The organism is Pedococcus sp. P5_B7 (assembly GCF_054049895.1).
On record NZ_JBFULM010000002.1, the window covers coordinates 852,614 to 873,961 of the forward strand.

The 21,348-nt window shown below is 71.3% G+C and carries 22 protein-coding genes; 10 read left to right on the top strand and 12 right to left on the bottom strand.

The features are described 5' to 3' along the window. The first annotated feature begins 3 nt into the window (after positions 1-3). From ACXJKD_RS06885 to ACXJKD_RS06900, 4 genes are all read left to right on the top strand, one after another. A complete protein-coding gene (locus tag ACXJKD_RS06885) occupies positions 4-1,437 on the top strand; it encodes a tryptophan-rich sensory protein (RefSeq protein ID WP_457253723.1) in 1,434 nt (477 codons plus the stop codon). 16 nt (positions 1,438-1,453) lie between these two features. Continuing rightward, positions 1,454-1,882: an SRPBCC family protein gene (locus ACXJKD_RS06890; protein ID WP_457253725.1), complete on the top strand. Its 429-nt coding sequence runs from the start codon at positions 1,454-1,456 to the stop codon at positions 1,880-1,882. Positions 1,883-1,885: 3 nt separating this feature from the next. After that, positions 1,886-2,887, top strand: coding sequence for a DNA topoisomerase IB (locus ACXJKD_RS06895; protein WP_457253726.1), 1,002 nt, complete (start codon positions 1,886-1,888; stop codon positions 2,885-2,887). A 249-nt stretch (positions 2,888-3,136) separates the two neighbouring features. Then, positions 3,137-4,639, top strand: coding sequence for an aminopeptidase P family protein (locus ACXJKD_RS06900; protein ID WP_457253728.1), 1,503 nt, complete (start codon positions 3,137-3,139; stop codon positions 4,637-4,639). A 132-nt stretch (positions 4,640-4,771) separates the two neighbouring features. Here the strand turns inward: ACXJKD_RS06900 and ACXJKD_RS06905 are convergent, their stop codons facing one another. From ACXJKD_RS06905 to ACXJKD_RS06925, 5 genes are all read right to left on the bottom strand, one after another. Then, positions 4,772-5,515: a PIG-L deacetylase family protein gene (locus ACXJKD_RS06905; RefSeq protein ID WP_457253729.1), complete on the bottom strand. Its 744-nt coding sequence runs from the start codon at positions 5,513-5,515 to the stop codon at positions 4,772-4,774. A 112-nt stretch (positions 5,516-5,627) separates the two neighbouring features. Beyond that, complete coding sequence (locus tag ACXJKD_RS06910; RefSeq protein ID WP_457253730.1) at positions 5,628-6,221, bottom strand: general stress protein; 594 nt, start codon at positions 6,219-6,221, stop codon at positions 5,628-5,630. Between the two features lie 109 nt (positions 6,222-6,330). Next, positions 6,331-7,542 carry an acyl-CoA dehydrogenase family protein gene (locus ACXJKD_RS06915; RefSeq protein ID WP_457253731.1) on the bottom strand — a complete coding sequence of 404 codons (1,212 nt, stop codon included), beginning with the start codon at positions 7,540-7,542 and terminating at the stop codon, positions 6,331-6,333. Positions 7,543-7,672: 130 nt separating this feature from the next. Continuing rightward, a complete protein-coding gene (locus tag ACXJKD_RS06920) occupies positions 7,673-8,029 on the bottom strand; it encodes a GntR family transcriptional regulator (RefSeq protein ID WP_457253732.1) in 357 nt (118 codons plus the stop codon). Next, the gene (locus ACXJKD_RS06925) at positions 8,029-8,904 is read right to left on the bottom strand and encodes a hypothetical protein (protein ID WP_457253733.1); all 876 of its coding nucleotides are present in this window, start codon (positions 8,902-8,904) and stop codon (positions 8,029-8,031) included. The genes ACXJKD_RS06920 and ACXJKD_RS06925 overlap by 1 nt, the downstream gene beginning before the upstream one ends. Before the next feature lie 253 nt (positions 8,905-9,157). Here ACXJKD_RS06925 and ACXJKD_RS06930 point away from each other — a divergent pair, with 253 nt between their 5' ends. Continuing rightward, on the top strand, positions 9,158-9,994 hold the full coding sequence (locus tag ACXJKD_RS06930; RefSeq protein WP_457253734.1) for a serine protein kinase RIO: 837 nt from the start codon (positions 9,158-9,160) through the stop codon (positions 9,992-9,994). A gap of 52 nt (positions 9,995-10,046) precedes the next feature. Continuing rightward, the gene (locus ACXJKD_RS06935; RefSeq protein WP_457253735.1) at positions 10,047-10,856 is read left to right on the top strand and encodes an alpha/beta hydrolase-fold protein; all 810 of its coding nucleotides are present in this window, start codon (positions 10,047-10,049) and stop codon (positions 10,854-10,856) included. On the opposite strand, the gene ACXJKD_RS06940 is transcribed toward ACXJKD_RS06935, so the two are convergent. From ACXJKD_RS06940 to ACXJKD_RS06950, 3 genes are all read right to left on the bottom strand, one after another. Continuing rightward, on the bottom strand, positions 10,850-11,743 hold the full coding sequence (locus ACXJKD_RS06940; protein WP_457253736.1) for a L,D-transpeptidase family protein: 894 nt from the start codon (positions 11,741-11,743) through the stop codon (positions 10,850-10,852). The genes ACXJKD_RS06935 and ACXJKD_RS06940 overlap by 7 nt on opposite strands. 366 nt (positions 11,744-12,109) lie before the next feature. Beyond that, the gene (locus ACXJKD_RS06945; protein WP_457253737.1) at positions 12,110-13,003 is read right to left on the bottom strand and encodes an HpcH/HpaI aldolase/citrate lyase family protein; all 894 of its coding nucleotides are present in this window, start codon (positions 13,001-13,003) and stop codon (positions 12,110-12,112) included. Then, positions 13,000-14,097 (bottom strand): HpcH/HpaI aldolase/citrate lyase family protein, encoded by a 1,098-nt coding sequence (locus ACXJKD_RS06950; protein WP_457253738.1) that lies wholly within the window; start codon positions 14,095-14,097, stop codon positions 13,000-13,002. The genes ACXJKD_RS06945 and ACXJKD_RS06950 overlap by 4 nt, the downstream gene beginning before the upstream one ends. A 51-nt stretch (positions 14,098-14,148) precedes the next feature. Here ACXJKD_RS06950 and ACXJKD_RS06955 point away from each other — a divergent pair, with 51 nt between their 5' ends. From ACXJKD_RS06955 to ACXJKD_RS06970, 4 genes are read left to right on the top strand one after another with little or no spacing between them, the layout of a single operon-like run. Next, positions 14,149-14,751 carry a hypothetical protein gene (locus ACXJKD_RS06955; RefSeq protein WP_457253739.1) on the top strand — a complete coding sequence of 201 codons (603 nt, stop codon included), beginning with the start codon at positions 14,149-14,151 and terminating at the stop codon, positions 14,749-14,751. A gap of 21 nt (positions 14,752-14,772) precedes the next feature. Beyond that, positions 14,773-16,047 carry a magnesium transporter MgtE N-terminal domain-containing protein gene (locus ACXJKD_RS06960; protein WP_457253741.1) on the top strand — a complete coding sequence of 425 codons (1,275 nt, stop codon included), beginning with the start codon at positions 14,773-14,775 and terminating at the stop codon, positions 16,045-16,047. Beyond that, complete coding sequence (locus ACXJKD_RS06965; RefSeq protein ID WP_457253742.1) at positions 16,040-16,609, top strand: DUF1003 domain-containing protein; 570 nt, start codon at positions 16,040-16,042, stop codon at positions 16,607-16,609. Before ACXJKD_RS06960 ends, ACXJKD_RS06965 begins: the two co-directional genes overlap by 8 nt. A 9-nt stretch (positions 16,610-16,618) precedes the next feature. Next, positions 16,619-17,821, top strand: coding sequence for an Mrp/NBP35 family ATP-binding protein (locus tag ACXJKD_RS06970; RefSeq protein WP_457253743.1), 1,203 nt, complete (start codon positions 16,619-16,621; stop codon positions 17,819-17,821). A gap of 99 nt (positions 17,822-17,920) precedes the next feature. Here ACXJKD_RS06970 and ACXJKD_RS06975 read toward each other — a convergent pair whose 3' ends face one another. Genes ACXJKD_RS06975 through sigE form a run of 4 tightly spaced genes read right to left on the bottom strand, consistent with a single transcriptional unit; the run spans position 17,921 to position 21,268 of the window. Further along, positions 17,921-18,271, bottom strand: coding sequence for a twin-arginine translocase TatA/TatE family subunit (locus ACXJKD_RS06975; RefSeq protein WP_457253744.1), 351 nt, complete (start codon positions 18,269-18,271; stop codon positions 17,921-17,923). An 11-nt stretch (positions 18,272-18,282) separates the two neighbouring features. After that, positions 18,283-19,998: a trypsin-like peptidase domain-containing protein gene (locus ACXJKD_RS06980; RefSeq protein ID WP_457253745.1), complete on the bottom strand. Its 1,716-nt coding sequence runs from the start codon at positions 19,996-19,998 to the stop codon at positions 18,283-18,285. After that, entirely contained in the window at positions 19,995-20,624 is a 630-nt protein-coding gene (locus tag ACXJKD_RS06985; protein ID WP_457253746.1) for a hypothetical protein, read from the bottom strand. The genes ACXJKD_RS06980 and ACXJKD_RS06985 overlap by 4 nt, the downstream gene beginning before the upstream one ends. After that, the gene (gene sigE, locus ACXJKD_RS06990) at positions 20,621-21,268 is read right to left on the bottom strand and encodes an RNA polymerase sigma factor SigE (protein WP_457254168.1); all 648 of its coding nucleotides are present in this window, start codon (positions 21,266-21,268) and stop codon (positions 20,621-20,623) included. Before sigE ends, ACXJKD_RS06985 begins: the two co-directional genes overlap by 4 nt. Between the last annotated feature and the right edge of the window lie 80 nt (positions 21,269-21,348).

Consider the following 21,348-nt stretch of genomic DNA (forward strand, 5'->3'; position numbering starts at 1 on the left):
CCCATGACCGACGCCGCACCCCTCGCGACACCACGGACGACACCTCGCACGGCGCTCGTCACCGGCGCCACGGGCTACATCGGTGGCGAGCTCGTGCCCGCCCTGCTCGACGCCGGGTGGCGGGTGCGCGTGCTCACCCGCACCCGCTCGAGGCTCGAGAGCCACTCCTGGCAGGAGCACGTCGAGGTGGTCGAGGGCGACGCCACCTCACCCGACGACCTCGGCCGCGCACTCGACGGCGCGGAGGTCGCCTACTACCTCCTGCACTCGATGGACGGGCACGGCAGCTTCGTCGACCGGGACCGCACGATGGCGCAGGGCTTCGCCGCGGCGGCCGCCGACGCGGGCACCGCCCGAGTGGTCTACCTCAGCGGCCTGCACCCGTCGGGCGAGCTCTCCGAGCACCTCGCGTCGCGGGTCGAGGTGGGCGAGATCTTCCTGGCCGGCCCCGTGCCCGCCACCGTCCTGCAGGCCGGAGTGGTGCTCGGGCACGGCTCCGCGTCGTTCGACATGCTGCGCCACCTCACCGAGCGGCTGCCCGCGATGGTGGCCCCCAAGTGGGTCGACAACCGCATCCAGCCGATCGCCGTGGACGACGTCGTGCACTACCTCGTGGGCGCGGCCGACCTCCCCGAGGACAGCAACCGCACCTACGACATCGGCGGTCCCGAGGTGCTGACCTACGCCGACATGATGCAGCGCTACGCGCAGGTGGCGGGTCTCGGGCGCCGCCTCATCGTGTCCGTCCCCGTGCTGTCGCCGCGCCTGGCCGGGCTGTGGGTCGGCCTGGTCACACCGATCTCCGCCGGCATCGCGCGCCCGCTGGTCGGCAGCCTGGTCCACGAGGCGGTCTGCCACGAGGACGACGTGCAGACCGCGATCGGGCCCCCACCGGGCGGTCTCGCGGGCTTCGACACCGCTGTCCGGGCGGCGCTGCGGAGCGTCGACCCCCTCCTGTGGCGGCGGACGGTCGAGCGCACCGCCGGCACCGTCGCCGCGGCAGCGCTCGTGGGCTCCCTCCTCACCGCTCCGAAGTCGCGCTGGTACGCCTCGCTCGACAAGCCGTCCTGGCAGCCCGCCCCCGCCGCCTTCCCGGTCGTCTGGACCGGCCTCTACGCCGAGGTCGCCCTGCTGACCGCGGCTGCCTCCGCCGTGCTGGCGGAGCGCGGCCACCCCGACCGGGCCCGCGACCTCGAGCGGGCGCTGGCGGTCAACATGGTCCTCAACGCCGGGTGGACCGGGCTGTTCTTCCGCGCCCACCGCCCGTGGGTCGCCGCCGCCGAGTGCGCCGCCCTCACCGCGAGCAGCGTCGACCTCGCCCGACGTGTGGCTCCGGCCGGACGGGGTAAGGCCACCGGACTGCTCGCGTATGCCGGGTGGTGCGCCTTCGCGACCGCCCTCACCACAGCCATTGCCCGACGCAACCCGCGTCACTGAGCACAGGAGCACGTGAATGCCCACCGTCCAGCGCACCGTCACCACCACCGCTCCACCGACCCGCGTCCTGCCCTACCTGCTGGACTTCGCGAACGCCGTGGAGTGGGACTCCGGCACGGTCGCCTGCGAGCTCCTCTCGGGTGACGGCTCCCCCGGCACCGTCTGGCACAACGTGTCGAAGTTCGCGGGCCGGACCGTCGACCTCGACTACACCCTCGAGAGCGTCTCCGACCACGGGTTCGTCATCGTCGGTCGCAACGAGACCACGACCAGCCGCGACACCATCACCGTCTCGCCCGACGGCGCCGGTTCCTCGGTCGACTACCAGGCGGAGTTCGCCTTCACCGGGCTCGGCCGGTGGCTCTGGCCGGTGGCGATGCCGTTGCTCAGCAAGCTCGGCAACGACACCGCCCGCACCCTCAAGTCGGCCCTCGACCGGCTGTAGACCGTGCCCAGGTTGCGGAAGGTCTCGCCCCAGTCGAAGGGCTGGCGGCGTCGGAGGGCCGGCAAGGGCTTCGTCTACCTCGACGAGAACGGCGCCCGGCTGGGCGCCGCCGACGTCGAGCGGATCCGGTCTCTGGCGATCCCGCCTGCCTGGGCGGACGTCTGGATCTGCCCGCTGCCCCAGGGCCACATCCAGGCCGTGGGCACCGACGTCGCAGGTCGGCGGCAGTACCTCTACCACCCGGTCTGGAGGCTCAAGCAGGACCAGACGAAGTTCGACCGCGTGCTGGCCGCCGCCGCCAAGCTGCCCGCAGCGCGACGACGGATCCTCTCGGACCTCGCGCTCGAGGGCATGCCCCGCGGACGGGCTGCGGCCACCGCCGTCCGCCTGCTCGACCTCGGGTACTTCCGCATCGGCAACGACGCCTACACCCAGGACAACGGGTCGTTCGGTCTCACGACCCTCGAGCGCCAGCACGTCCGCCGCCGCGGCGACGTCATCGTCTTCACGTTCGTCGGCAAGTCGGGGATCGAGCACACCATCGAGATCGACGACGCGGCCGCCATCGAGGCCCTGGACCGGATGCGGCGGCGCAAGTCGGCGAGCAAGCGCCTGCTGGCCTACCAAGAGGCCCGACGCTGGGCCGACCTCGACTCCACCGCCGTCAACGCCTACCTGGGCGACCTGCTCGGCGGCGAGCTGACCGCCAAGGACTTCCGCACCTGGCACGCGACCGTGCTGGCCGCGGTCGCCCTCGCCGCGAGCGACGAGCCGGGCGACACGAAGGCATCCCGCAAGCGCGCGGTCAAGGCAGCCGTCGACGAGGTGGCCGGCTACCTCGGCAACACCCCCACCATCGCCAAGAACTCCTACATCGACCCACGGGTGCTCGACCGCTACGAGACGGGCGCCACCATCGACGTCGAACCGTCGCGCTACCGCACGCCCGAGCGTCGCCAGGCCGCGATCGAGAAGGCTGTGCTCGCGCTCCTCGCCGACGACTGACCGCCACCCGGTGGCCCGGCCGCCTCGACCATGCCGGCCCACCGGTCGAGGCACTCCGCAGCGCCACCGTGCAGCGCGGCATACGCACCTCCCAGGCCCAGCGCAGCGACCAGCAGGACACCTCCGGCGATGATCACGGGTGCCTGGCCTTGCCCCTGTGTCGCGCCATGGAGCGATGCTGGCAAAGGACGTCTCGACCCAGACCCACCATTCGGGTGACGCCGTCTGGTGCCATGGCACGATGGGCGGGTGAGCGAAGAGCAGAAGAAGCCGGAGAACCGTGCCCGCCCGACGACCGATGAGTTCCGTGCGTTCGTCGCCGAGGACTGGGCCCCCCGCCCGCCCGGCSCCAGCGAGCTGAGCGAGGCAGCCCGGTATGCCGCGGCGCGTCGTGAGGCGGTCAGCGCCGCGTTCCAGGGCGACCGGCTGGTGATCCCCGCCGGTGGCCTCAAGGTGCGCAGCAACGACACCGACTACGTGTTCCGGCCGCACACCGCGTTCGCCCACCTCACCGGGCTCGGCGGCGACCGTGAGCCGGACGCCGTGCTCGTCCTCGAGCCCCGCGACGACGGCACGCACGAGGCGATCCTGTACTTCCGTCCGCTGGCCGGCCGGGACACCGACGAGTTCTTCGCCGACGCCCGCTACGGCGAGTTCTGGGTGGGGGCCCGCCCGACCATCGAGGACGTCGAGATCGAGCTCGGCGTCACCGGACGCCACATCGACGAGTTCTCCGATGCCGTCGTCAAGGACGCCGGCGAGGTGACCGTGCGGCTCGTCCGCGACGCCGACCGTGACCTCACTCGCGAGCTCGACACCGCCCGCACGTCGGACGCCACCGCCGCCGGCACCGAGCAGGACGACCTCACCGAGGCCGACGACGAGCTGGCGCACTTCCTGTCGCACCTGCGCCTCACCAAGGACGAGTGGGAGGTCGAGGAGATGCGCAAGGCCGTCGAGGCGACCCACCACGGGTTCGACGCCGTCATCGCCGACCTCCCGTCGGCCGTCGCCAAGGGCCGCGGCGAGCGCTGGGTGGAAGGCGTCTTCGGCCTCACCGCACGCCACGAGGGCAACGGCGTCGGCTACGACTCCATCGCCGCCGCCGGCGACCACGCCACCACGCTGCACTGGATCAAGAACACCGGTGAGCTGCGCGAGGGCGACCTCATCCTGCTCGACGCCGGGGTCGAGGTGGACTCGCTGTTCACCGCCGACATCACCCGCACGCTCCCGGCCAACGGCACCTTCACCGATGCCCAGCGCGAGGTCTACGACGCCGTCTACGCCGCGCAGGAGGCGGGTCTCGCAGCGGTCAAGCCGGGCAACAAGTTCTCCGACGTGCACGCCGCCGCGATCAAGGTCATCGCCGAGCACCTGCACGCCTGGGGCCTTCTGCCCGAAGGGGTTTCGGTCGAGGACACCCTCGACAAGGAGCACGGCCAGTACCACCGCCGCTGGATGGTGCACGGCACGAGCCACCACCTCGGACTCGACGTGCACGACTGCGCACTCGCCACCCGCGAGGAGTACATGGATGCCGAGCTGCTACCGGGCATGGTGCTGACCGTCGAGCCCGGGCTCTACTTCAAGGCCGACGACCTCAAGGCACCCGAGCGGTTCCGTGGCATCGGCGTGCGCATCGAGGACGACGTGGTGGTGACCGCGGACGGCCACGAGAACCTGTCGGCCGCCATGCCCCGCTCGTCGACCGCCGTGGAGGCCTGGATCCGCGACGTCCAGGCGCGCTGACCCCGGCGCTAACCCATGCAAAAGGCGAGTTAGCGCCGGGCAGTCACTCCTGCCCCGTCGCTAGCCCATGCAAAAGGCGAGTTAGCGCCGGGCCGTCACTCCGGACCCGGGCCAGCTCGCCGGCGCCTGGGGTCAGCGCCGCTCGACGACGTCCAGGGTGAGGGCTTTCTCGACACCGGCCGCCTGGCCGCCCCACCCGAGGATCATGCCGATCAGCTCAGCCGGCTTGGGGAACGTGTCGGGCAGCGCGGCGTTGTAGGCCTGGTGTGCCTCGAGCGAGGCCACCGCCTGGTCGAGGTGGTCCGCCACGTCGACGTAGTGCGTGGCCGTCGGTGAGCCGCTGAAGCAGAGTCGCTTGACGTTCCACGGCTCGAACCCCTCGTCGACCAGCTCGGGGAAGATCCAGCGGTTCCCCGCGTCGGCCACGGCGTCGACGCAGGCGAGGCCGACCGCCCGGTGGTCGGCCTGGTTGAGCATCCCCTGGACGAACCGGTCGCCGTAGTGCCCGGTGATGACGACGTCGGGCTTGCGGCGTCGGATCTCGCGGGAGATGTCGCGGCGCAGGCCCAGGCCGTACTCGACGTTGCCGTCGCGGTGGCTGCCGAAGTCCACCTCGGTCACGCCCACGATGGCCGCCCCGTCGCGTTCCTCCTGCTCGCGGACGCCGGCCGCCTCGTCGGGGTGCATGGTGTCGATGCCTGCCTCACCCTTGGTCAGCAGGAAGTACGTCACGGTCTTGCCGGCCGCGGTCCACTTGGCCACGGCCGCGGCGGTGCCGTACTCGATGTCGTCCGGGTGCGCCACGACGCACAGGACGGAGGTGAAGTCGTCGCCGAAGTCGGCGAGGGCGGGCTTGTCCCCTGCGGTCTCAGTCATGCGCACGAGGGTATGCCGCGTGGGCGCGACCGCGCCTCCCCACCGCGCCATCCGGCGTTGTTCGGAAGATCCGCCGGGCCAGGACCCGGCTCATCTTCCGAACAACGGGGCTTCAGACCGACGGCGGGGGTGTCTGCTGCGCCTGCTCGCTGGCGGCGCGCTGGCGCTCGGCCTCCCGGGCGGCGTCGACCTGGGCCTGCGCCGCTGCCATCGGGTCCATTCTGGTCAGGAGCTCACGACCCTGGGCCGCGAACTTGTGCTCCACGAGCACCTCGTACTGGGTGGCCACGACCTGCATCACCGACGTGAAGTCCCGGTTCCCACCGGTCAGGGCGTAGCCGATCAGCGCCCAGACGAGGCCGAAGACGGCACCGAACGCCACCGTGAGCAGCACCCCGATGAACCCGGCGCCGTTGCTGCCGGTGTCGAGCAGCGAGAAGATCAGGCCCACGAAGAGGCCGAGCCACGCGCCGGAGACAAGACCTCCGACTGCGACCCGTCGTCTGGTGAGCCGACCGGTGACGCGCTCGAGCTGCTTGAGGTCGGTGCCGACGATCAGGACGTTCTGCACCGGGAACTCGTGGTCGGACAGGTAGTCGACGGCCTTCTGCGCCTTGTCGTAGGTGTCGTACCGCCCGAGCGACATCGGGTACTCCAGCGTCAGGACCGCGCGGGACCTGGCCATGGCATTCGGCTGCGTGCTCATGGCACCAGTGTGTCAAAGCCTGCTGGGAGGCCGCTGGACGGCACCCGATCGGGACCTGTGGTGTGCCGCGTGGCCGGCCACGCGGCATACCCTCAGCTCTTGAGTGCGACTACTTCTTGACAGCGAAGTCCTCGAGGAGGCGGCGGCCGATGATCATCTTCTGGATCTCGGCGGTGCCCTCGCCGATGAGGAGCATCGGGGCCTCGCGGTAGAGGCGCTCGATCTCGTACTCCTTGGAGTAGCCGTAGCCACCGTGGATGCGGAACGACTGCTCGACCACGTCGGCACAGTTCTCGGCGGCGAGGTACTTGGCCATGCCGGCCTCGAGGTCGTTGCGCGCGCCGGCGTCCTTGAGCCGCGCGGCCTTGACCATCATCTGGTGGCTGGCCTCGACCTTGGTCGCCATGTCGGCCAGGCGGAACAGGATGCCCTGGTGCTCGGCGATCTTCTTGCCGAACGTCTCGCGCTGCTGGGAGTAGGCGATCCCGAGCTCGAAGGCCCGCATCGAGACCCCACAGGCCCGGGCGGCGACGTTCACGCGGCCGACCTCGACGCCGTCCATCATCTGGTAGAAGCCCTTGCCCGGCTCACCACCGAGGATCTGGGCGCTGGTGGTCTGGTGTCCCTCGAGCACCATCTCCGTGGTGTCGACGCCCTTGTAGCCCATCTTCTCGATCTTGCCGGGGATGGTGACGCCCTGGGCGGTCTCGCCGAAGCCTGCGGTCTTGTCGATGAGGAACGTCGTCATGTTCTTGTAGACGGACTCAGCCCCGAGGTCCGTCTTCACCAGCACCGCAACGAGATTCGCGCTTCCACCGTTGGTGAGCCACATCTTCTGTCCGGTGATCGACCAGGTGTCGACGCCATCGACCGGCTCGCCCTTGACGGCCTTGGTCCGGATCGCCGAGACGTCCGAGCCCAGACCCGGCTCGCTCATCGAGAAGGCGCCACGGATCTCGCCGGTCGCCATCTTCGGCAGGTACCTCTGCTTCTGCTCCTCGGTGCCGTGCTGCAGCAGCATGTAGGCGACGATGAAGTGGGTGTTGACGATGCCGCTCACCGACATCCAGCCGCGCGCGATCTCCTCGACCACCAGCGCATAGGTGAGCAGCGACTCCCCCAGCCCGCCGTACTCCTCGGGGATCATCAGCCCGAAGATCCCCATCTCCTTCATGCCCTCGACGATGTCGGTGGGGTACTCGTCCTTGTGCTCGAGCTCCTGCGCCACCGGGATGATCTGCTCGTTGACGAACTCGCGCACGAGCTTGACCAGCTCCGTCTGCTCCTCGGTCAGGCCATCGGTCTGCTGGAGTCGGGACATGCGGTTCGCCACCTTGCGGTTCGGAGGGATGCGATTCGGGATCAGGCCCTCCCGCGAGTATGCCGAGTGGCCCAGTCCCAGCACAGGTTCGGGCCGTGTGAGCCTCCCCACCCGCCCCCTCCGGAGCCGGCTACCAGGCCTGGCGCAGCCGGCCGATCGCTGTGTTGAGGTCCACTCCCCGGCGCTGGGCCGCTCGAGCCAGCAGGACCGCGGCGGCTCGCAGCTCGTCGTCGACGTCGTCCCGGGCCGGCCGAGGTTGGACGACGGTCCCGTTGCGTCCCAAGGTCGCGACGTGACCCTCGCTCTCGAGCTGGCGGTAGGCCTTGGCGACGGTGTTGGTCGCCACGCCGAGGTCGCCAGCCAGCTGCCGCACCGTGGGAAGCCGCGTGCCCGGAACCAGCGAGCCGTCGAGGATCCCATCCGTCACCGCGTCGACGATCTGCTCGTAGACCGGGACGGTCGACTCCGGGTCGAGCCGAAACAGCATCAGACCACACCTTCCAGCGCGTGCCGTCGGGCCCACTGGTGGTTGATGTCGGACGCTGCGACCCAGGCCAGGCCGCAGACCACCGTTGCGGCTGCCACCCCGATACCAGCTGCTGGCGCGATGACCCAGCGCTCCGACCCACGAGCGTCCGTGAGCAGCGGTATCAGGGGAAGGCCCGCTCCCGTCGCGGCCAGCGACCACATCCCTGCACAGATGTCGCGAAGGCTCATGGCCCGAAGCACCTCGGCCCAGACGAGCCCACCAGCAGTGGTGGCGTCCGCAGGCGCCGCCAGGGTGCGGCGGGCCAGCGGGACGGCGAGCAGTCCGACCCCAAGGCCCATCACGCCGCCTCCCACGATCCCCAGCCACAGTGTGGGCGAGGCCGCCTCGACTCCTGCCAAAGCGACGCCGTAGACGATGGCGGCGAGGGGCACGGCCGGCGCCAGGCGGAGCAGCACCGCTTCCCCGGGAAGCAGGTAGTCGCGCAGCTCCCGACGATGCAACGTGACCAACCGTGCTGCCCCAGGTCGCAGCCTGAGGGATCGAAGATGCCCCACGATCGTCCCGATGGTTCGACAGGCGCACAGGGTGAGGATTCCGAAGTAGCTGGCGCCGGCTGCGATCGTCTCTGCCGAGAACGCCGCGAATGCGGCCAGGACGACCGCCAGCCCGACCGAGGCGCCGATCCAGGTGCTCAGGTAGCGCCTGTTGAGGCGAGTCCACAGTGCCGGCCAGTCCTCACCGGGCTCGGCGGGGTAGGCCGCCTTCGCGACCTTCACCGCCTCGCGCTGGACTGCACCGCGCCGCACGGACGGCAAGAACGCGCCGCCTCCGATGAGCGCCATCACGCCCACGATGGCCGCTGTCCAGATCATCAGACCCCCTTTGTTGCTCCCTTGTAGTACTACAAACTAGCGCTCCGCGAAGCCCTTGTCTGCAGCCCTGGATAAATCAGTGGCGGAACACGGGGCTGGCCTGTCACGCTCTCCGGGTATGCCGCGTGGCACCGGGCCGCGCGGACGACTCCCTCTCGCAGGGACGACTGCATCAACCGAAGGAGGCACGAGATGTCCATCACTGTCCTGGGCACGTCCGCTGCCCTTTCCCTTCGTTCGATGGAGTCCACCCATGCAGTTCCAGGAGCACCTCTCCTTCTCGTTTGACAGCCTTCCCGACGCACCCCCCGAGGGCGAGCGTTGGTCCAGCTGGGACGGTGCAACGCACGGTCCGAAACCCCGACCCGACTGGGTCATCACCGCGCTCGGCGCCGTCGAGTCCGACCTCGGCGTCCTCAAGACCGGCAAGGAGGCTGACGTCCACATCGTCCGGCGCTGGCTGCCGGACGGCACGACCACGCCTGCCGTCGACTCGTTCCTCGCCGCCAAGCGCTACCGCACCGGCGAGCACCGGATGTTCCACCGGGACGCCGGCTACCACGAGGGCCGACGGGTCCGACGCAGCCGCGAGATGCGGGCCATGGCTCGGCGCACCGAGTTCGGCAAGGAGCTGCTCTCCGGGCAGTGGGCCGTGGCCGAGTTCGAGGCGTTGGCCGCCCTGTGGGAGATGGGTCTGCCCGTCCCCTACCCCGTACAGCTGAGCGACCGCGAGATGCTGATGGAGTTCATCGGCGAGCCCGGCGAGGCGGCGCCACGCCTCGCGCAGACCCGCCCGTCGGCCGACCTGCTGCCCGAGCTGTTCGAGCAGCTGCGCACCTCGATGATCACGTTGGCCAAGCGCGGCTGGACGCACGGCGACCTGTCCCCCTACAACGTGCTGCTGCACCGCGAGCGGCTGGTCATCATCGACTGGCCGCAGATCGTGGACATCATCGGCAACCCGCGTGGCTTCGAGTTCCTGGAGCGCGACGTCACCAACATGTGCCGCTGGTTCGTCAGCAAGGGGCTCGAGGTCGACGAGGGCGAGCTGCTCGGTGACCTCGTCGCCGAGGCGACCTCGCGCTGGTAGCGGGCCACGCGGCATACCGAGGTCCGGGCGTGACTCGTCCTAGGGTGAGGCCATGTCCACGATCACCCGCCGCACCCTGCTCGCCGGCGCGGCGGGTGCCGGCGGGCTGGCCCTGGCCGGCGGGCTGGCCCTGGCCGGCTGTCGTGGCCCGGACGCCCCGGACGTCGCCGTGCGGTCCGGCTCGCTGCGCAGTGGGCACTGGCCGGGCCGCGACATCCACTGGCAGCTCGCGCAGCAGACGCAGGACGTCACCACGCCCGCGCCGCTCGTGGTCGTCCTGCACGGCAAGGGCGGCGACGCGACGCACGCCTTCCGGATCATGAAGCTGCAGGAGCACGTGCGCTCGGCCGGGGTCACCCTGGCGTCGGTCGACGGCGGCGACTACTACTGGCACGCCCGCCGGGGCGGTGTCGACACCGGCGCCATGGTCGTCGAGGACTTCCTGCCGCTCATGCGACGGGAGACCGGCTACGAGGGGAAGGTCGCCTTCCTCGGCTGGTCGATGGGTGGCTACGGGTCCCTCCTGCTGGCCAGCGAGCTCGGACCGGACCAGGTCTTCGCGGTGGTCGCGGAGAGTGCCGCCCTGTGGACCGACCCGGGGCTGAGCGCGGCAGGGGCCTTCGACGACCGCGAGGACTTCGAGGCCCACGACGTGTTCGAGCGCACCGACGTGCTCTCGAAGATCCCGGTCCGGATGGACTGCGGACGCTCCGACCCGTTCGTGGCCGGCAACCGGGCCTTCGGCAAGGTCCTTCCGTCGGCGGAGCTCACCTTCGACAAGGGCGGGCACACGGCGGAGTACTGGACGAGCCACGGCGGTCCACAGCTCGAGTGGGTGCGCGAGCAGTACGACCGTCAGTAGACGGTGACGCGACCGCCGATCGGCATGATCTCGTTGGCCCAGATCATGTCCATGGCGGGGTTGCTGACCCGCGCACAGCCGTGCGAGGCCGGGTAGCCCGGGACGTTGCCGGCGCCGTGCACCGCGATGCCCCCGTTGAAGTAGCGCGGGCGCCAGAGGTCACCCAGCGGGCCCTTGTCGAGATGGTTGACCGAGCGGAAGGTGCTGAAGGTGCCCGCCGGGGTGAGTGCGGTGCGGGTGTTGCCCTCGCTGGTGTACTGCTCGCCGCTGCCGGTGCTCGTGTTGAGGACCATCGTGACGCTGCCACCGCGCACGACGAGCAGGAGCTGGCGGGCCTTGTCGATCTCGATGCCACTGCCACCGATCCGCGACTGTGGGCGGACGCCGTTCTGCAGGGCGCGTCGCGTGGCTGGGCCGAAGACTCCGTCACGGCCGAGTCCGGCCGTCTTCTGCAGGGCCATCACCGCCTGGGAGGTCAGGCCGCCGTAGACGCCGTCGGCCGAGCCGTTCCAGTAGCCGAGGGCGGACAGCCGCTGCTGCACCTGCCTGACGTAGGGACCCTGGTCGCCCGAGTGCAGGGTGTCGCCCTCGGTCGGGACCGGCTTGGGGGTCGGCTTGGGCGGGGTGGGCTTGGTCGTCGGCTTCGGCGTGGCCGTCGCGGTCGTGTGCACCGGGGTGGTCGGGCCCGCCGTGACGGTGTCCGTCGGCTCCGGCGTCGTGGGGTCGGTCGTCGCGGGGTCGGTGGCCGAGGTCGTGCCCACGGCTGCCGAGGGAGTCGCCGAGGTGTTCTTGCCGAAGGTGATGCCTCCGCACCCGCCGAGCGCGAGCGCGCCGACCAGCACCGAGGCAGCCAGCGCCGCACGTGGTCCAGTCCGCCTGCGGTCCATCGAGTCCCCTTCCCTGGCCGGCGGACGCGGTCCGCAGGCGACGCCTTGTCAGTCATGGTGACGCACTGGTCCGCGTTTCGGTTGTCCCCCACGCCGAATCGTGACCATCGCGAGCTGTCCGGCCCGGGGCGGCGCTCCCTGTGCGCGCGCCCCCGGGCCGGTCGCCACGTCCCCCGACATGGCGCGGACGCCCTCCCCGAGGGCGACCGCAAACACCAAGACGCAGCGGAGGGCCGAAAGGTTGCCCCCGTTGCCCTGTTGATTTCTCAACAGCCGCACTTCTGGCCACTGGTGCGGCACGGACCGCCCCGCGAAGGCCAACCTGCGGCACCGGTGGCCAGGAGTGCGAGTCCAGCCGAGGCCGGGTCAGCCCTCGCCGAGTGCCGTGATCGCCTCGTGGGTCGCCAGCACCCGCTGCGCCGTCTCGACGTGCAGGCTCTCGACGAGCCGCCCGTTGAGCGTCACAACACCGGCCCCCGCACCGGCCTCCCAAGCCGCGAGCACGGCCCTGGCGTCCTCCACGGCGGCCTCGCTCGGCGCGAACGCCGCGTTGCACGGGTCGACCTGTCCGGGGTGGATGAGGGTCTTGCCGTCGAAGCCCAGCTGACGCCCCTGGGTGCACTCGGCCTCGAAGCCCTCGAGGTCTTTCACGTCGTTGTAGACGCCGTCGAGGATCACCGTCCCCGTGGCCCGAGCCGCCAGGAGGCACAGCGACAGCCCGGTGAGCAGCGGCGCCCGACCGGGCACGTGCTCGGCGTGCAGCTCCTTGGCGAGGTCGTTGGTGCCCATCACGAGCACGGTGAGCCGGTCGGACGCGCCCGCGATCTCCTCGCAGTGGAGCATCGCCTGCGGGGTCTCGACCATGGCCCAGAGGGCGGTGTGCCCAGGAGCACCGGCCGCCTCCATCGCAGCGACCAGGGCGCGCACCTCGTCGCCCGACCCGACCTTCGGCACGACGACCGCATCGGGCCCGGCCGCACAGGCTGCGCGCAGGTCGGCATCGTGCCACTGCGTCCCGATCCCGTTCACCCGGATCGCCAGCTCGCGGCGGCCGTACTCGCCCGACCGGGCCGCGGCGCAGGCGTTGTCGCGCGCCGCGTCCTTCGCGTCGGGGGCCACCGCGTCCTCGAGGTCGAGGATCAGGGCGTCGACGGCGAGGGTCTTGGCCTTCTCCAGCGCCCGCTCATTGGACGCGGGCAGGTAGAGCACCGAACGCCGCGGTCGGTATGCCGTGGTGTCCACCACGTCAGGCACCGTCACGGTCGCGCACCGTCGCCATCACCGGAACGCGGCTCCGCGGCATACAGCTGCGCGAGCTGGGGGTCGGTGGCGGCGAGCCGCTCCGCGAGCTCGAGCATCACCTGGCACTGCTTGAGGGACGCGTCGTCCTCCATCTTGCCGTCGAGCATCACGGCACCCGTGCCGTCGCCCATCGCCTCGACGACGCGGCGCGCGTGGGCGACGTCCTCGGCGGACGGGCTGAAGACCCGCTTGGCGATCTCGATCTGCACCGGGTGCAGCGACCAGGTGCCGACACAGCCGAGCAGGAAAGCGTTGCGGAACTGGTCCTCGCAGGCCACGACGTCCTTGATGTCACCGAACGGCCCGTAGTAGGGGAAGATCCCGTGCATCGCGCAGGCGTCGACCATCCGCGCGATCGTGTAGTGCCACAGATCCTGTTGGTAGGTCTGGCGACTCGCGTTGACGGCGTCCTCGACGCCAGCCGGGGGGTCCTGCCGCACGAGGTAGCCCGGGTGCCCACCGCCGACCCGCGTGGTCTTCATCCGTCGGTCTGCCGCGAGGTCGGCCGGGCCGAGCGAGAGACCCTGCATGCGCGGGCTGGCGCCGGCGATGGCCTCGACGTTGGCGACACCACGAGCGGTCTCGAGGATCGCGTGCACGAGGATCGGGCGCTGGAGGCCGGCGCGCGCCTCGAGCTGCGCGAGCAGCCGGTCGACGTAGTGGATGTCCTCGGGCCCCTGCACCTTCGGGACCATGATGACGTCGAGCTTGTCGCCGACCTCCGTGACGAGGGTGGTGAGGTCGTCGAGCACCCAGGGGCTGTCGAGCGAGTTGACCCGGGTCCACAGCTGGGTGGAGTCGCCGAAGTCAGTGGCGCGGGCGATCTCGACGAGCCCAGCCCGCGCGGCCTCCTTGCGGTCGGCCTTGACCGCGTCCTCGAGGTTGCCGAGCAGCACGTCGACGGTGCCGACCATGGCCGGGACCTTGGCGGCCATCTTCTCGTTGCTCGGGTCGAAGAAGTGGATCACGCGCGAGGGGCGCGAGGGCACCTGCGTGAGCGGGGTGGGAGCACCCACCGCCAGTGGGGCGAAGAAGTCCTTGGGGCTGCGCACGCGGCGACGCTAGCAGCGACAGTCTCACCGCGGTTATGACACAGTTCACGTGTGACCGAGCCCGCGCGCGAGCCTGCCGACGGCGGCGCCGCGCCGACGCCGCTCGACGTCACCGCGACCACCCCCCTCACCGTCACGCCGGTCAACGTCACCGCCCTGTTCGCCGAGGCGGCGACCAAGTCCGGTCTGATGTGGGTCCAGCCCCCCGGCGACCGCGCGTGGCCGTTCTGGCACGCGTGGGCCGACGAGACCGTGTATGCCGTGTCCGGCCCGGGCGAGCAGACCTTGCCGTGGTTGCCCGAGGAGGTGCTGCTCATCCTCCGGAGCAAGGACACCGGCGGACGGTTGCTCACCGTCCAGGCCACCGTCCACGAGATCGGCCCCGCCGACGAGGGCTGGGACGCCGCGACCGAGGCCCTGCGGGCCGGGCGGCTGAACGCCTCCGAGGACGCGGTCGAGCGGTGGGCCCGCGAGTGCACCGTGCGGGCGCTGCGGCCGTTCGGGACTCCCGTGGAGGGTCCGGGGTCCTACCCCACGACCTCCGGCGCCGCACCGCCGCCGCCCAGCGAGGCCACGACCGCGACCTGGCGCCCGTGGCACTGGCGCGGACGACCACGACGACGGCGCGGGAACCGCCTCCCCGACGACGGCTGACCAGCCGGATAACCTTGCGGCGTGAGCACTCCGTCGCGCGTCTTCGTCGGCCGCCTGACCAGCCTGAGCGTGTTCGACCCGCTCGGTGACCAGGTCGGTCGCGTCCGCGACGTCGTCGTCACGTTCGGCGCCTCCCGCCGCCGTCCCCGCATCATCGGCCTCGTGGTCGAGGTGCCCGGTCGTCGCCGGGTCTTCGTGCCGATGACGCGCGTGACGTCCGTCGACGGCGGGCAGGTCATCACCACCGGGCTGGTCAACATGCGCCGGTTCGAGCAGCGCACCAACGAGGTGCTCGTCATGGCCGAGATCCTCGAGCGACCGGTGACCGTGCACGACCCCGAGGGCGACTACGAGGCGACCGTGGAGGACGTCGCCATCGAGCGCGAGCGCAGCCGCGACTGGGCGATGTCGAAGGTGTTCGTGCGGCAGGGCGCGGCTCGCAGCACGCTCGGGCCGTTCCGACGTCGCCGCGGCGCCACGGTGCTGGTGCCCGTCGAGGACGTGACCGGCATCCACCAGTCCACCGCCGGGCAGTCCGCGGCGATGCTGCTCGAGACCTACGACGACCTGAAGTCCGCCGACCTCGCCGGGGTCATCCACGACCTGTCCCCCAAGCGCCGGGCCGAGGTGGCCGAGGCGATGGACGACGACAAGCTCGCCGACGTGCTCGAGGAGCTGCCCGAGGACGACCAGGTCGAGATCCTCGAGACCCTGCCCGTCGGCCGCGCCGCAGACGTCCTCGAGGCGATGGAGCCCGACGACGCCACCGACCTGCTGCACAACCTCACCGCCGAGAAGCAGGAGGAGCTCCTCCAGCTGATGGAGCCCGACGAGGCCGCCGACCTGCGCCGGTTGCTGACCTACGACGAGGAGTCGGCCGGCGGCATGATGACCACCGAGCCGGTCATCCTCGGTCCGGAGGCCTCGATCGCCGAGGCGCTGGCCGTCGTCCGCCGGGCCGAGATCTCCCCCGCCCTCGCGTCCACCGTCTACGTCTGCCGCGCTCCGCACGAGACCCCCACCGGCAAGTTCCTCGGCATCGTCCACATCCAGCGGCTGCTGCGCGAGCCTCCCCACGGCGCCATCGGGGGCATCCTCGACAAGGAGATCGAGCCGCTCACGGCGGACGCCCCGCTGGGCCAGGTGACGCGGATCCTCGCCACCTACAACCTCGTCGGCGTCCCCGTGGTCGACGCCGACGGCCGGCTCATCGGTGCGGTCACCGTCGACGACGTCCTCGACCACATCCTCCCGGACGACTGGCGCGAGGACCGGCACGAGGTGACCCATGGCTGAGCGCGACCGCCGGGTGGCGTCCAGCCGGCTCGACCAGCCCCGCGAGACCCGCAGGGCCCTGTTGCCGCGCCCCACCATGAGCCAGGAGACGTTCGGGCGCTGGAGCGAGCAGTTCGCCCGCTTCATGGGCACCGCCGCGTTCCTCATCGCCATGACGGTGTTCGTCGTCTTCTGGGTGATCTGGAACCTCGTGTCGCCCAAGGAGTGGCGGTTCGACAACTACCCGTTCATCTTCCTCACGCTCATGCTGAGCCTGCAGGCCTCGTATGCCGCGCCGCTCATCCTGCTCGCCCAGAACCGGCAGGCCGACCGCGACCGGGTCGCGCTCGAACAGGACCGCGCGCGCGACGAGCGCAACCTCGCCGACACCGAGTACCTCACCCGCGAGGTCGCGTCACTGCGGCACGCGATGGGCGACGCCGCCACCCGCGACTTCGTCCGCTCCGAGCTGCGTGGGCTGCTCGACGAGCTCGAGGAACGCGGCCTGGAGGTGCGCCGACGTGAGGCAGACGACAGCCTGTCGGGCGCGACCGGTTCTTCGAGGGACCAGGGCGCGACCTAACATGGGGGCATGTGCCCCAGCCCCAGCGACACCTCGAGCGACGCCCAGAGCGACGCCCTCAACGACGGCGGGTCTGCGGCTGCCCCGGTGACCGACGACGCCCTCCACCAAGCGCTGACGACCGTCATCGACCCCGAGATCCGCAAGCCCGTGACCGAGCTCGGCATGGTCGAGAGCGTCACGGTCGACGCCAGTGGTCGGGTCGCCGTGACCATCCTGCTCACCGTCTCGGGCTGCCCGATGAAGGACACGCTCACCAAGGACACCACCGCGGCCCTGTCGAAGGTGCCCGGCGTCACCGGCGTCGACGTCACGCTGGGTGTGATGAGCGACGAGCAGCGCGTGGCGCTGCGCCAGCAGCTGCGCGGCGGCACCGCCGAGCGCGAGATCCCCTTCGCGAAGCCCGGCTCCCTCACCCGCGTGTATGCCGTGGCCTCCGGCAAGGGCGGGGTCGGCAAGTCGTCGGTCACCGTCAACCTCGCCGCGTCGCTCGCCCAGAGCGGGCTGCGCGTGGGCGTGGTCGACGCGGACGTCTACGGCTTCTCGGTGCCGCGGATGCTCGGCGTCGAGCACCGGCCGACGCAGGTCGACGACATGATCCTGCCGCCGATCGCCCACGAGGTGAAGGTCATCTCCATCGGGATGTTCGTGCCCGGCAACCAGCCCGTCGTGTGGCGTGGACCCATGCTGCACCGCGCCCTCCAGCAGTTCCTCGGCGACGTCTTCTGGGGCGACCTCGACGTCCTCCTCCTCGACCTCCCGCCGGGCACGGGCGACATCGCCATCTCGGTCGCCCAGCTGATCCCGAACGCCGAGATCCTCGTGGTGACCACTCCCCAACAGGCTGCGGCCGAGGTCGCCGAGCGCGCGGGATCCATTGCGCTGCAGACGCACCAGCGGATCGTCGGGGTCATCGAGAACATGTCCTGGCTCGAGCTGCCGGACGGTTCGCGGCAGGAGATCTTCGGGTCGGGTGGCGGTCAGGCCGTGGCCGACTCGCTCACCCGCGCGGTCGGCGCCGACGTGCCGCTGCTCGGCCAGATCCCCCTCGACGTCAACCTCCGTGAGGGCGCCGACCAGGGCATGCCGGTCGTGCTGCGCAATCCCGAGTCGCCTGCCGCGGTGTCGCTGCGCGCGATCGCGCGCGGTCTCGCGACCCGGTCCCGCGGTCTCGCCGGTCGTTCGCTCGGCCTGTCCCCCGTCGGCCGCTGAGCCCGTCGGCATCTCATGCAAAAGGCGAGTTAGCGCCGGCCTCGCGCGGCGCTAACTCGCCTTTTGCATGGATTAGCGCCGCCGTGCCAGCGGGAGGACCTACGTCGCGTCGTCGTCGTAGGGCGTCGGCTTGGTCGCGTCGTAACCTCCGGTGCTGGCGGCAAAGGTCGGAGGAGTCCCGTCGGCCTCTGCGGGGTTCGGGTCGAGCAGCGCCTCTCGCACGATGCGACGCGGGTCGTACTGCCGCGGGTCGTACTGACGCCAGTCGATGTCATCGAACTCCGGCCCCATCTGCTCGCGCAGCTGGCCCTTGGCACCCTCGGCCATCGCCCGCGCCTGGCGCACCAGGCGACCCAGCTTCGCGGCATACTCCGGCAGTCGTTCGGGACCGAGGATCACCACCGCCAGCACGATGATCGCGATGAACTCCCAGCCGTTGATGCCTGCCATGGTGCGCTCTCCTACTTGCCCGAGCCGGACAGGGTGAGGGTGACGCTGATCGTCTCGCTGCCACGGCGCACCTTCATCGACACGTCGTCACCCACGCTCTTGGCCCGGATCGCCACGACGAGGTCGTCGGGGTCGGTGACCCGGCGGCCGTCGAACTCGACGATCACGTCGCCGGGCTTGATCCCGGCCTTGCCCGCAGGACCCTGGGGGTCCACCGGCGGACCGCTGGTGTCGCTCTCCTTGGACAGGATCCGCACCCCGTCACCCGTGAACTCGCGGTCCAGCACCACACCGATGACCGGGTGCTGGGCCGAGCCGGTCTTGATGAGCTGTTCGGCGGTCTTGACCACCTGGTCGCTCGGGATCGAGAAGCCGACGCCGATGTTGCCCGACTGGGTGTCCGTGGCTCCCGGGACGCGCGCGATGGCGGAGTTCACGCCGATCACCTGACCTGCCATGTTGAGCAGCGGCCCGCCACTGTTGCCCGGGTTGATCGCGGCGTCGGTCTGGATCGCGTTGATGAACGACTGCTGGTTGCCGTCACCGCCGGGGCTGACCGGTCGGTTGAGCGCGCTGACGATGCCGCTGGTCACGCTGGACTCGAGCCCGAGGGGCGCACCCACCGCGATCACCTGGTCGCCGACGACGACGTCCTTGGACGACCCCATCACGAGCGGGACGAGGTCGGTGCGGTCGGTCTTGAGGACGGCCAGGTCGTAGGAGCCGTCCCGCCCGGCGATGGTGGCGTCGATCTCGGTGCCGTTGGACAGCTCCACCTTGATCGTGCCTCCGCTGGCGGCGCTCGCGACGACGTGGTTGTTGGTGATGATGTGGCCGTCGCGGTCGAGCACGAAGCCGGACCCGGTGCCGCCGCCGTCGGCCCCGTCGACCTTGATGGTCACGACGCTCGGGAGCGCGTTGGCCGCGATGTTGGCGATCGACCCCGGGGGCCGAGCGGTCGAGCCCGCACCAGCCGACGGGATCGACGAGGGCGTGCGGTCGAGCCTGCCGAAGTCGACGCGTCCGGTCGCCCCCAGCCAGCCACCGAACACGCCACCGAGGCCCGCGGCAACGAGCGCGGCGATGGCGGCCACGGCGACGAGGGCACCCCAGCCGGGTCCCTTCTGCTGCGGGGCCGTCGCCTCGGGCGGACGCTGGCCGACCCACGGGGTCGGCTGGCCGGCATACCCGGCGTCTGCGGTGGGGCTGGTGATCGGGTCCCAGCCCGCGCTCGTGGTCTGCGGGTTGTTGTTGGCCTGGGCGGCCGGGTATGCCGGGTGGCCGGCTGACTCGGTGGGGAATCCGGTGGGGGCGGCGGAAGTGGCCCCGGCGGGGACGTCAGTGCCCTGGGTCTGGACGTCGTCGAACGGCCACCCGGTCGGCTCCGCGGCCCAGACCGGTCCGGCCCCGGGGGTGTCCGGCGCACCGGGGGCACCGGTGGCCGCACCAGCAGCTGCACCCTGGGTGGGCGGACCCTGGAGCTCCTGGGTGTGCGTCAGGTCGACGGGCTGGGTGTAGTCGCCGCTGCCACGTCCGGGCGGGGCCCAGGGGTCCCAGGCGGGTTCGGCGGTGGGAGCGGCGGCTGCGGGGATCGGCGCGGACGTCGCGTCGGCCGTCGGTCCGGGACGGACCTCGGACGAGTCGGAGGAGAGGTCGGAGGAGAGGTCGGAGGAGGGGTCGGCGGGCGTCGGCCGGTCGTGGCCTTCCGGGTCTCGCTCGTCGCTCATGGAGTCGATTGTGCCGAACGACCACGCACCGTGCCCACAGAGGGTGTGGCAGAGGGGCCGGACGGCGAGCCGCCGAGCCCGGGCACCGTGAAGGCAGCCGTCGCGAAACCCGGGCTGACCGGCTTGGCGCGCTGTACGACGGGTGGTGCGGTGGGGTTCGTCGAGGTCAGGCCACCGCTCACCACGAGGCTCAGCGCCGCAGCAGCGCTGGCCCCGGCGGCCAGACCCGCGTAGACGGTCGCCCGCCCGGCCGAGCGGTGCAGCGCGGGAGTGCCGCGGTCGACGACGCGGACCGGCGCCACCGGGATGGGTGGGAGCAGTGGGGCCCGGGTCGCGCTCGTGCCGTCGGGCCCGGACGGCGGCATGTGCGTGGCCAGCGCCAGCAGCATCCCGCGCAGGTCACCCGGGACCGGGGAGCCGGCCGAGGAGCGCAGCGCCGAGAGCACGCGCCGTTCCTCGTCCACGGCGGCGCGGCAGCACTGGCAGGCCACGACGTGGCGGTCCCACCGCAGCAGGGTCGCGTCGTCCATCGCCCGGTCGGCGTAGGAGGTCAGCTGGTCGCCGAGGCACCGGCCGCGCGCGCTGAACGACGCACTCGCGACACCGGTCCACCCTGGGCGGGTCACCGTGATCCCGGCACCGCCCGGCCGAGCACCGGGATCCGGCGCTTGGTCACTGGCGCACGGTCGGCGTCCACGGCGGGACGGGCGAGCTTGGGGTCACGGTGCGCGAGGGCCTCACGGAGCTGGGCGCGGCCACGGTGGATGCGCGAGCGCACGGTGCCGAGCTTGACGCCCAACGTCGCGGCGATCTCCTCGTAGGACAGGCCCTCGATGTCGCAGAGCACGACGGCCGCCCGGAAGTCAGGTGACAGGGCATCGAGCGCGCGTTGGACGTCGTCGTCGAAGTGGGTGGCGTCGAAGGCGGCCTCGGGACCGGCCTCACGGGTGGGCAGCCGGGCGGCGGACTCGTCGGACAGCGCATCGAACCGGATGCGCTGCTTGCGACGCATCTTGTCGAGGAAGACGTTGGTCGTGATGCGGTGCAGCCAGCCCTCGAACGTGCCGGGCTGGTAGCTGTGCAGCGAGCGGAAGACGCGGATGAACACGTCGTGCGTGAGGTCCTCGGCGTCGTGCGGGTTGCCGGTGAGGCGGTAGGCCAGGCGGTAGACGCGGGCTGAGTGCTGCTCGACGATCTCTTCCCAGGTCGGCGGGACCCACGCGGGTCCTTCCTGGGCGTCCCCCTGGACGTCCTGCCGGGGCGTACCGATCGTGTCGGTCGCGGTCACGTCCCTCACCTCCGTCGAGCGCCGGGCGGCGCACACCTGTCATTCGGTCCAGACGACCGAGT

Bases quoted from the DNA above. Each gene is read 5' to 3' on its own strand.
- ACXJKD_RS06920 (WP_457253732.1), bottom strand. From the start codon at position 8,029: ATGCTGTTTCGGCTCGACCCGGAGTCGACCGTCCCGGTCTACGAGCAG.
- ACXJKD_RS06925 (WP_457253733.1), bottom strand. From the start codon at position 8,904: ATGATCTGGACAGCGGCCATCGTGGGCGTGATGGCGCTCATCGGAGGC.
- ACXJKD_RS06980 (WP_457253745.1), bottom strand. From the start codon at position 19,998: ATGAGCGACGAGCGAGACCCGGAAGGCCACGACCGGCCGACGCCCGCC.
- ACXJKD_RS06970 (WP_457253743.1), top strand. From the start codon at position 16,619: ATGTGCCCCAGCCCCAGCGACACCTCGAGCGACGCCCAGAGCGACGCC.
- ACXJKD_RS06940 (WP_457253736.1), bottom strand. From the start codon at position 11,743: ATGGACCGCAGGCGGACTGGACCACGTGCGGCGCTGGCTGCCTCGGTG.
- ACXJKD_RS06890 (WP_457253725.1), top strand. From the start codon at position 1,454: ATGCCCACCGTCCAGCGCACCGTCACCACCACCGCTCCACCGACCCGC.
- ACXJKD_RS06905 (WP_457253729.1), bottom strand. From the start codon at position 5,515: ATGACTGAGACCGCAGGGGACAAGCCCGCCCTCGCCGACTTCGGCGAC.
- ACXJKD_RS06910 (WP_457253730.1), bottom strand. From the start codon at position 6,221: ATGAGCACGCAGCCGAATGCCATGGCCAGGTCCCGCGCGGTCCTGACG.
- ACXJKD_RS06935 (WP_457253735.1), top strand. From the start codon at position 10,047: ATGTCCACGATCACCCGCCGCACCCTGCTCGCCGGCGCGGCGGGTGCC.
- ACXJKD_RS06885 (WP_457253723.1), top strand. From the start codon at position 4: ATGACCGACGCCGCACCCCTCGCGACACCACGGACGACACCTCGCACG.
- ACXJKD_RS06930 (WP_457253734.1), top strand. From the start codon at position 9,158: ATGCAGTTCCAGGAGCACCTCTCCTTCTCGTTTGACAGCCTTCCCGAC.
- ACXJKD_RS06965 (WP_457253742.1), top strand. From the start codon at position 16,040: ATGGCTGAGCGCGACCGCCGGGTGGCGTCCAGCCGGCTCGACCAGCCC.
- ACXJKD_RS06915 (WP_457253731.1), bottom strand. From the start codon at position 7,542: ATGTCCCGACTCCAGCAGACCGATGGCCTGACCGAGGAGCAGACGGAG.
- ACXJKD_RS06975 (WP_457253744.1), bottom strand. From the start codon at position 18,271: ATGGCAGGCATCAACGGCTGGGAGTTCATCGCGATCATCGTGCTGGCG.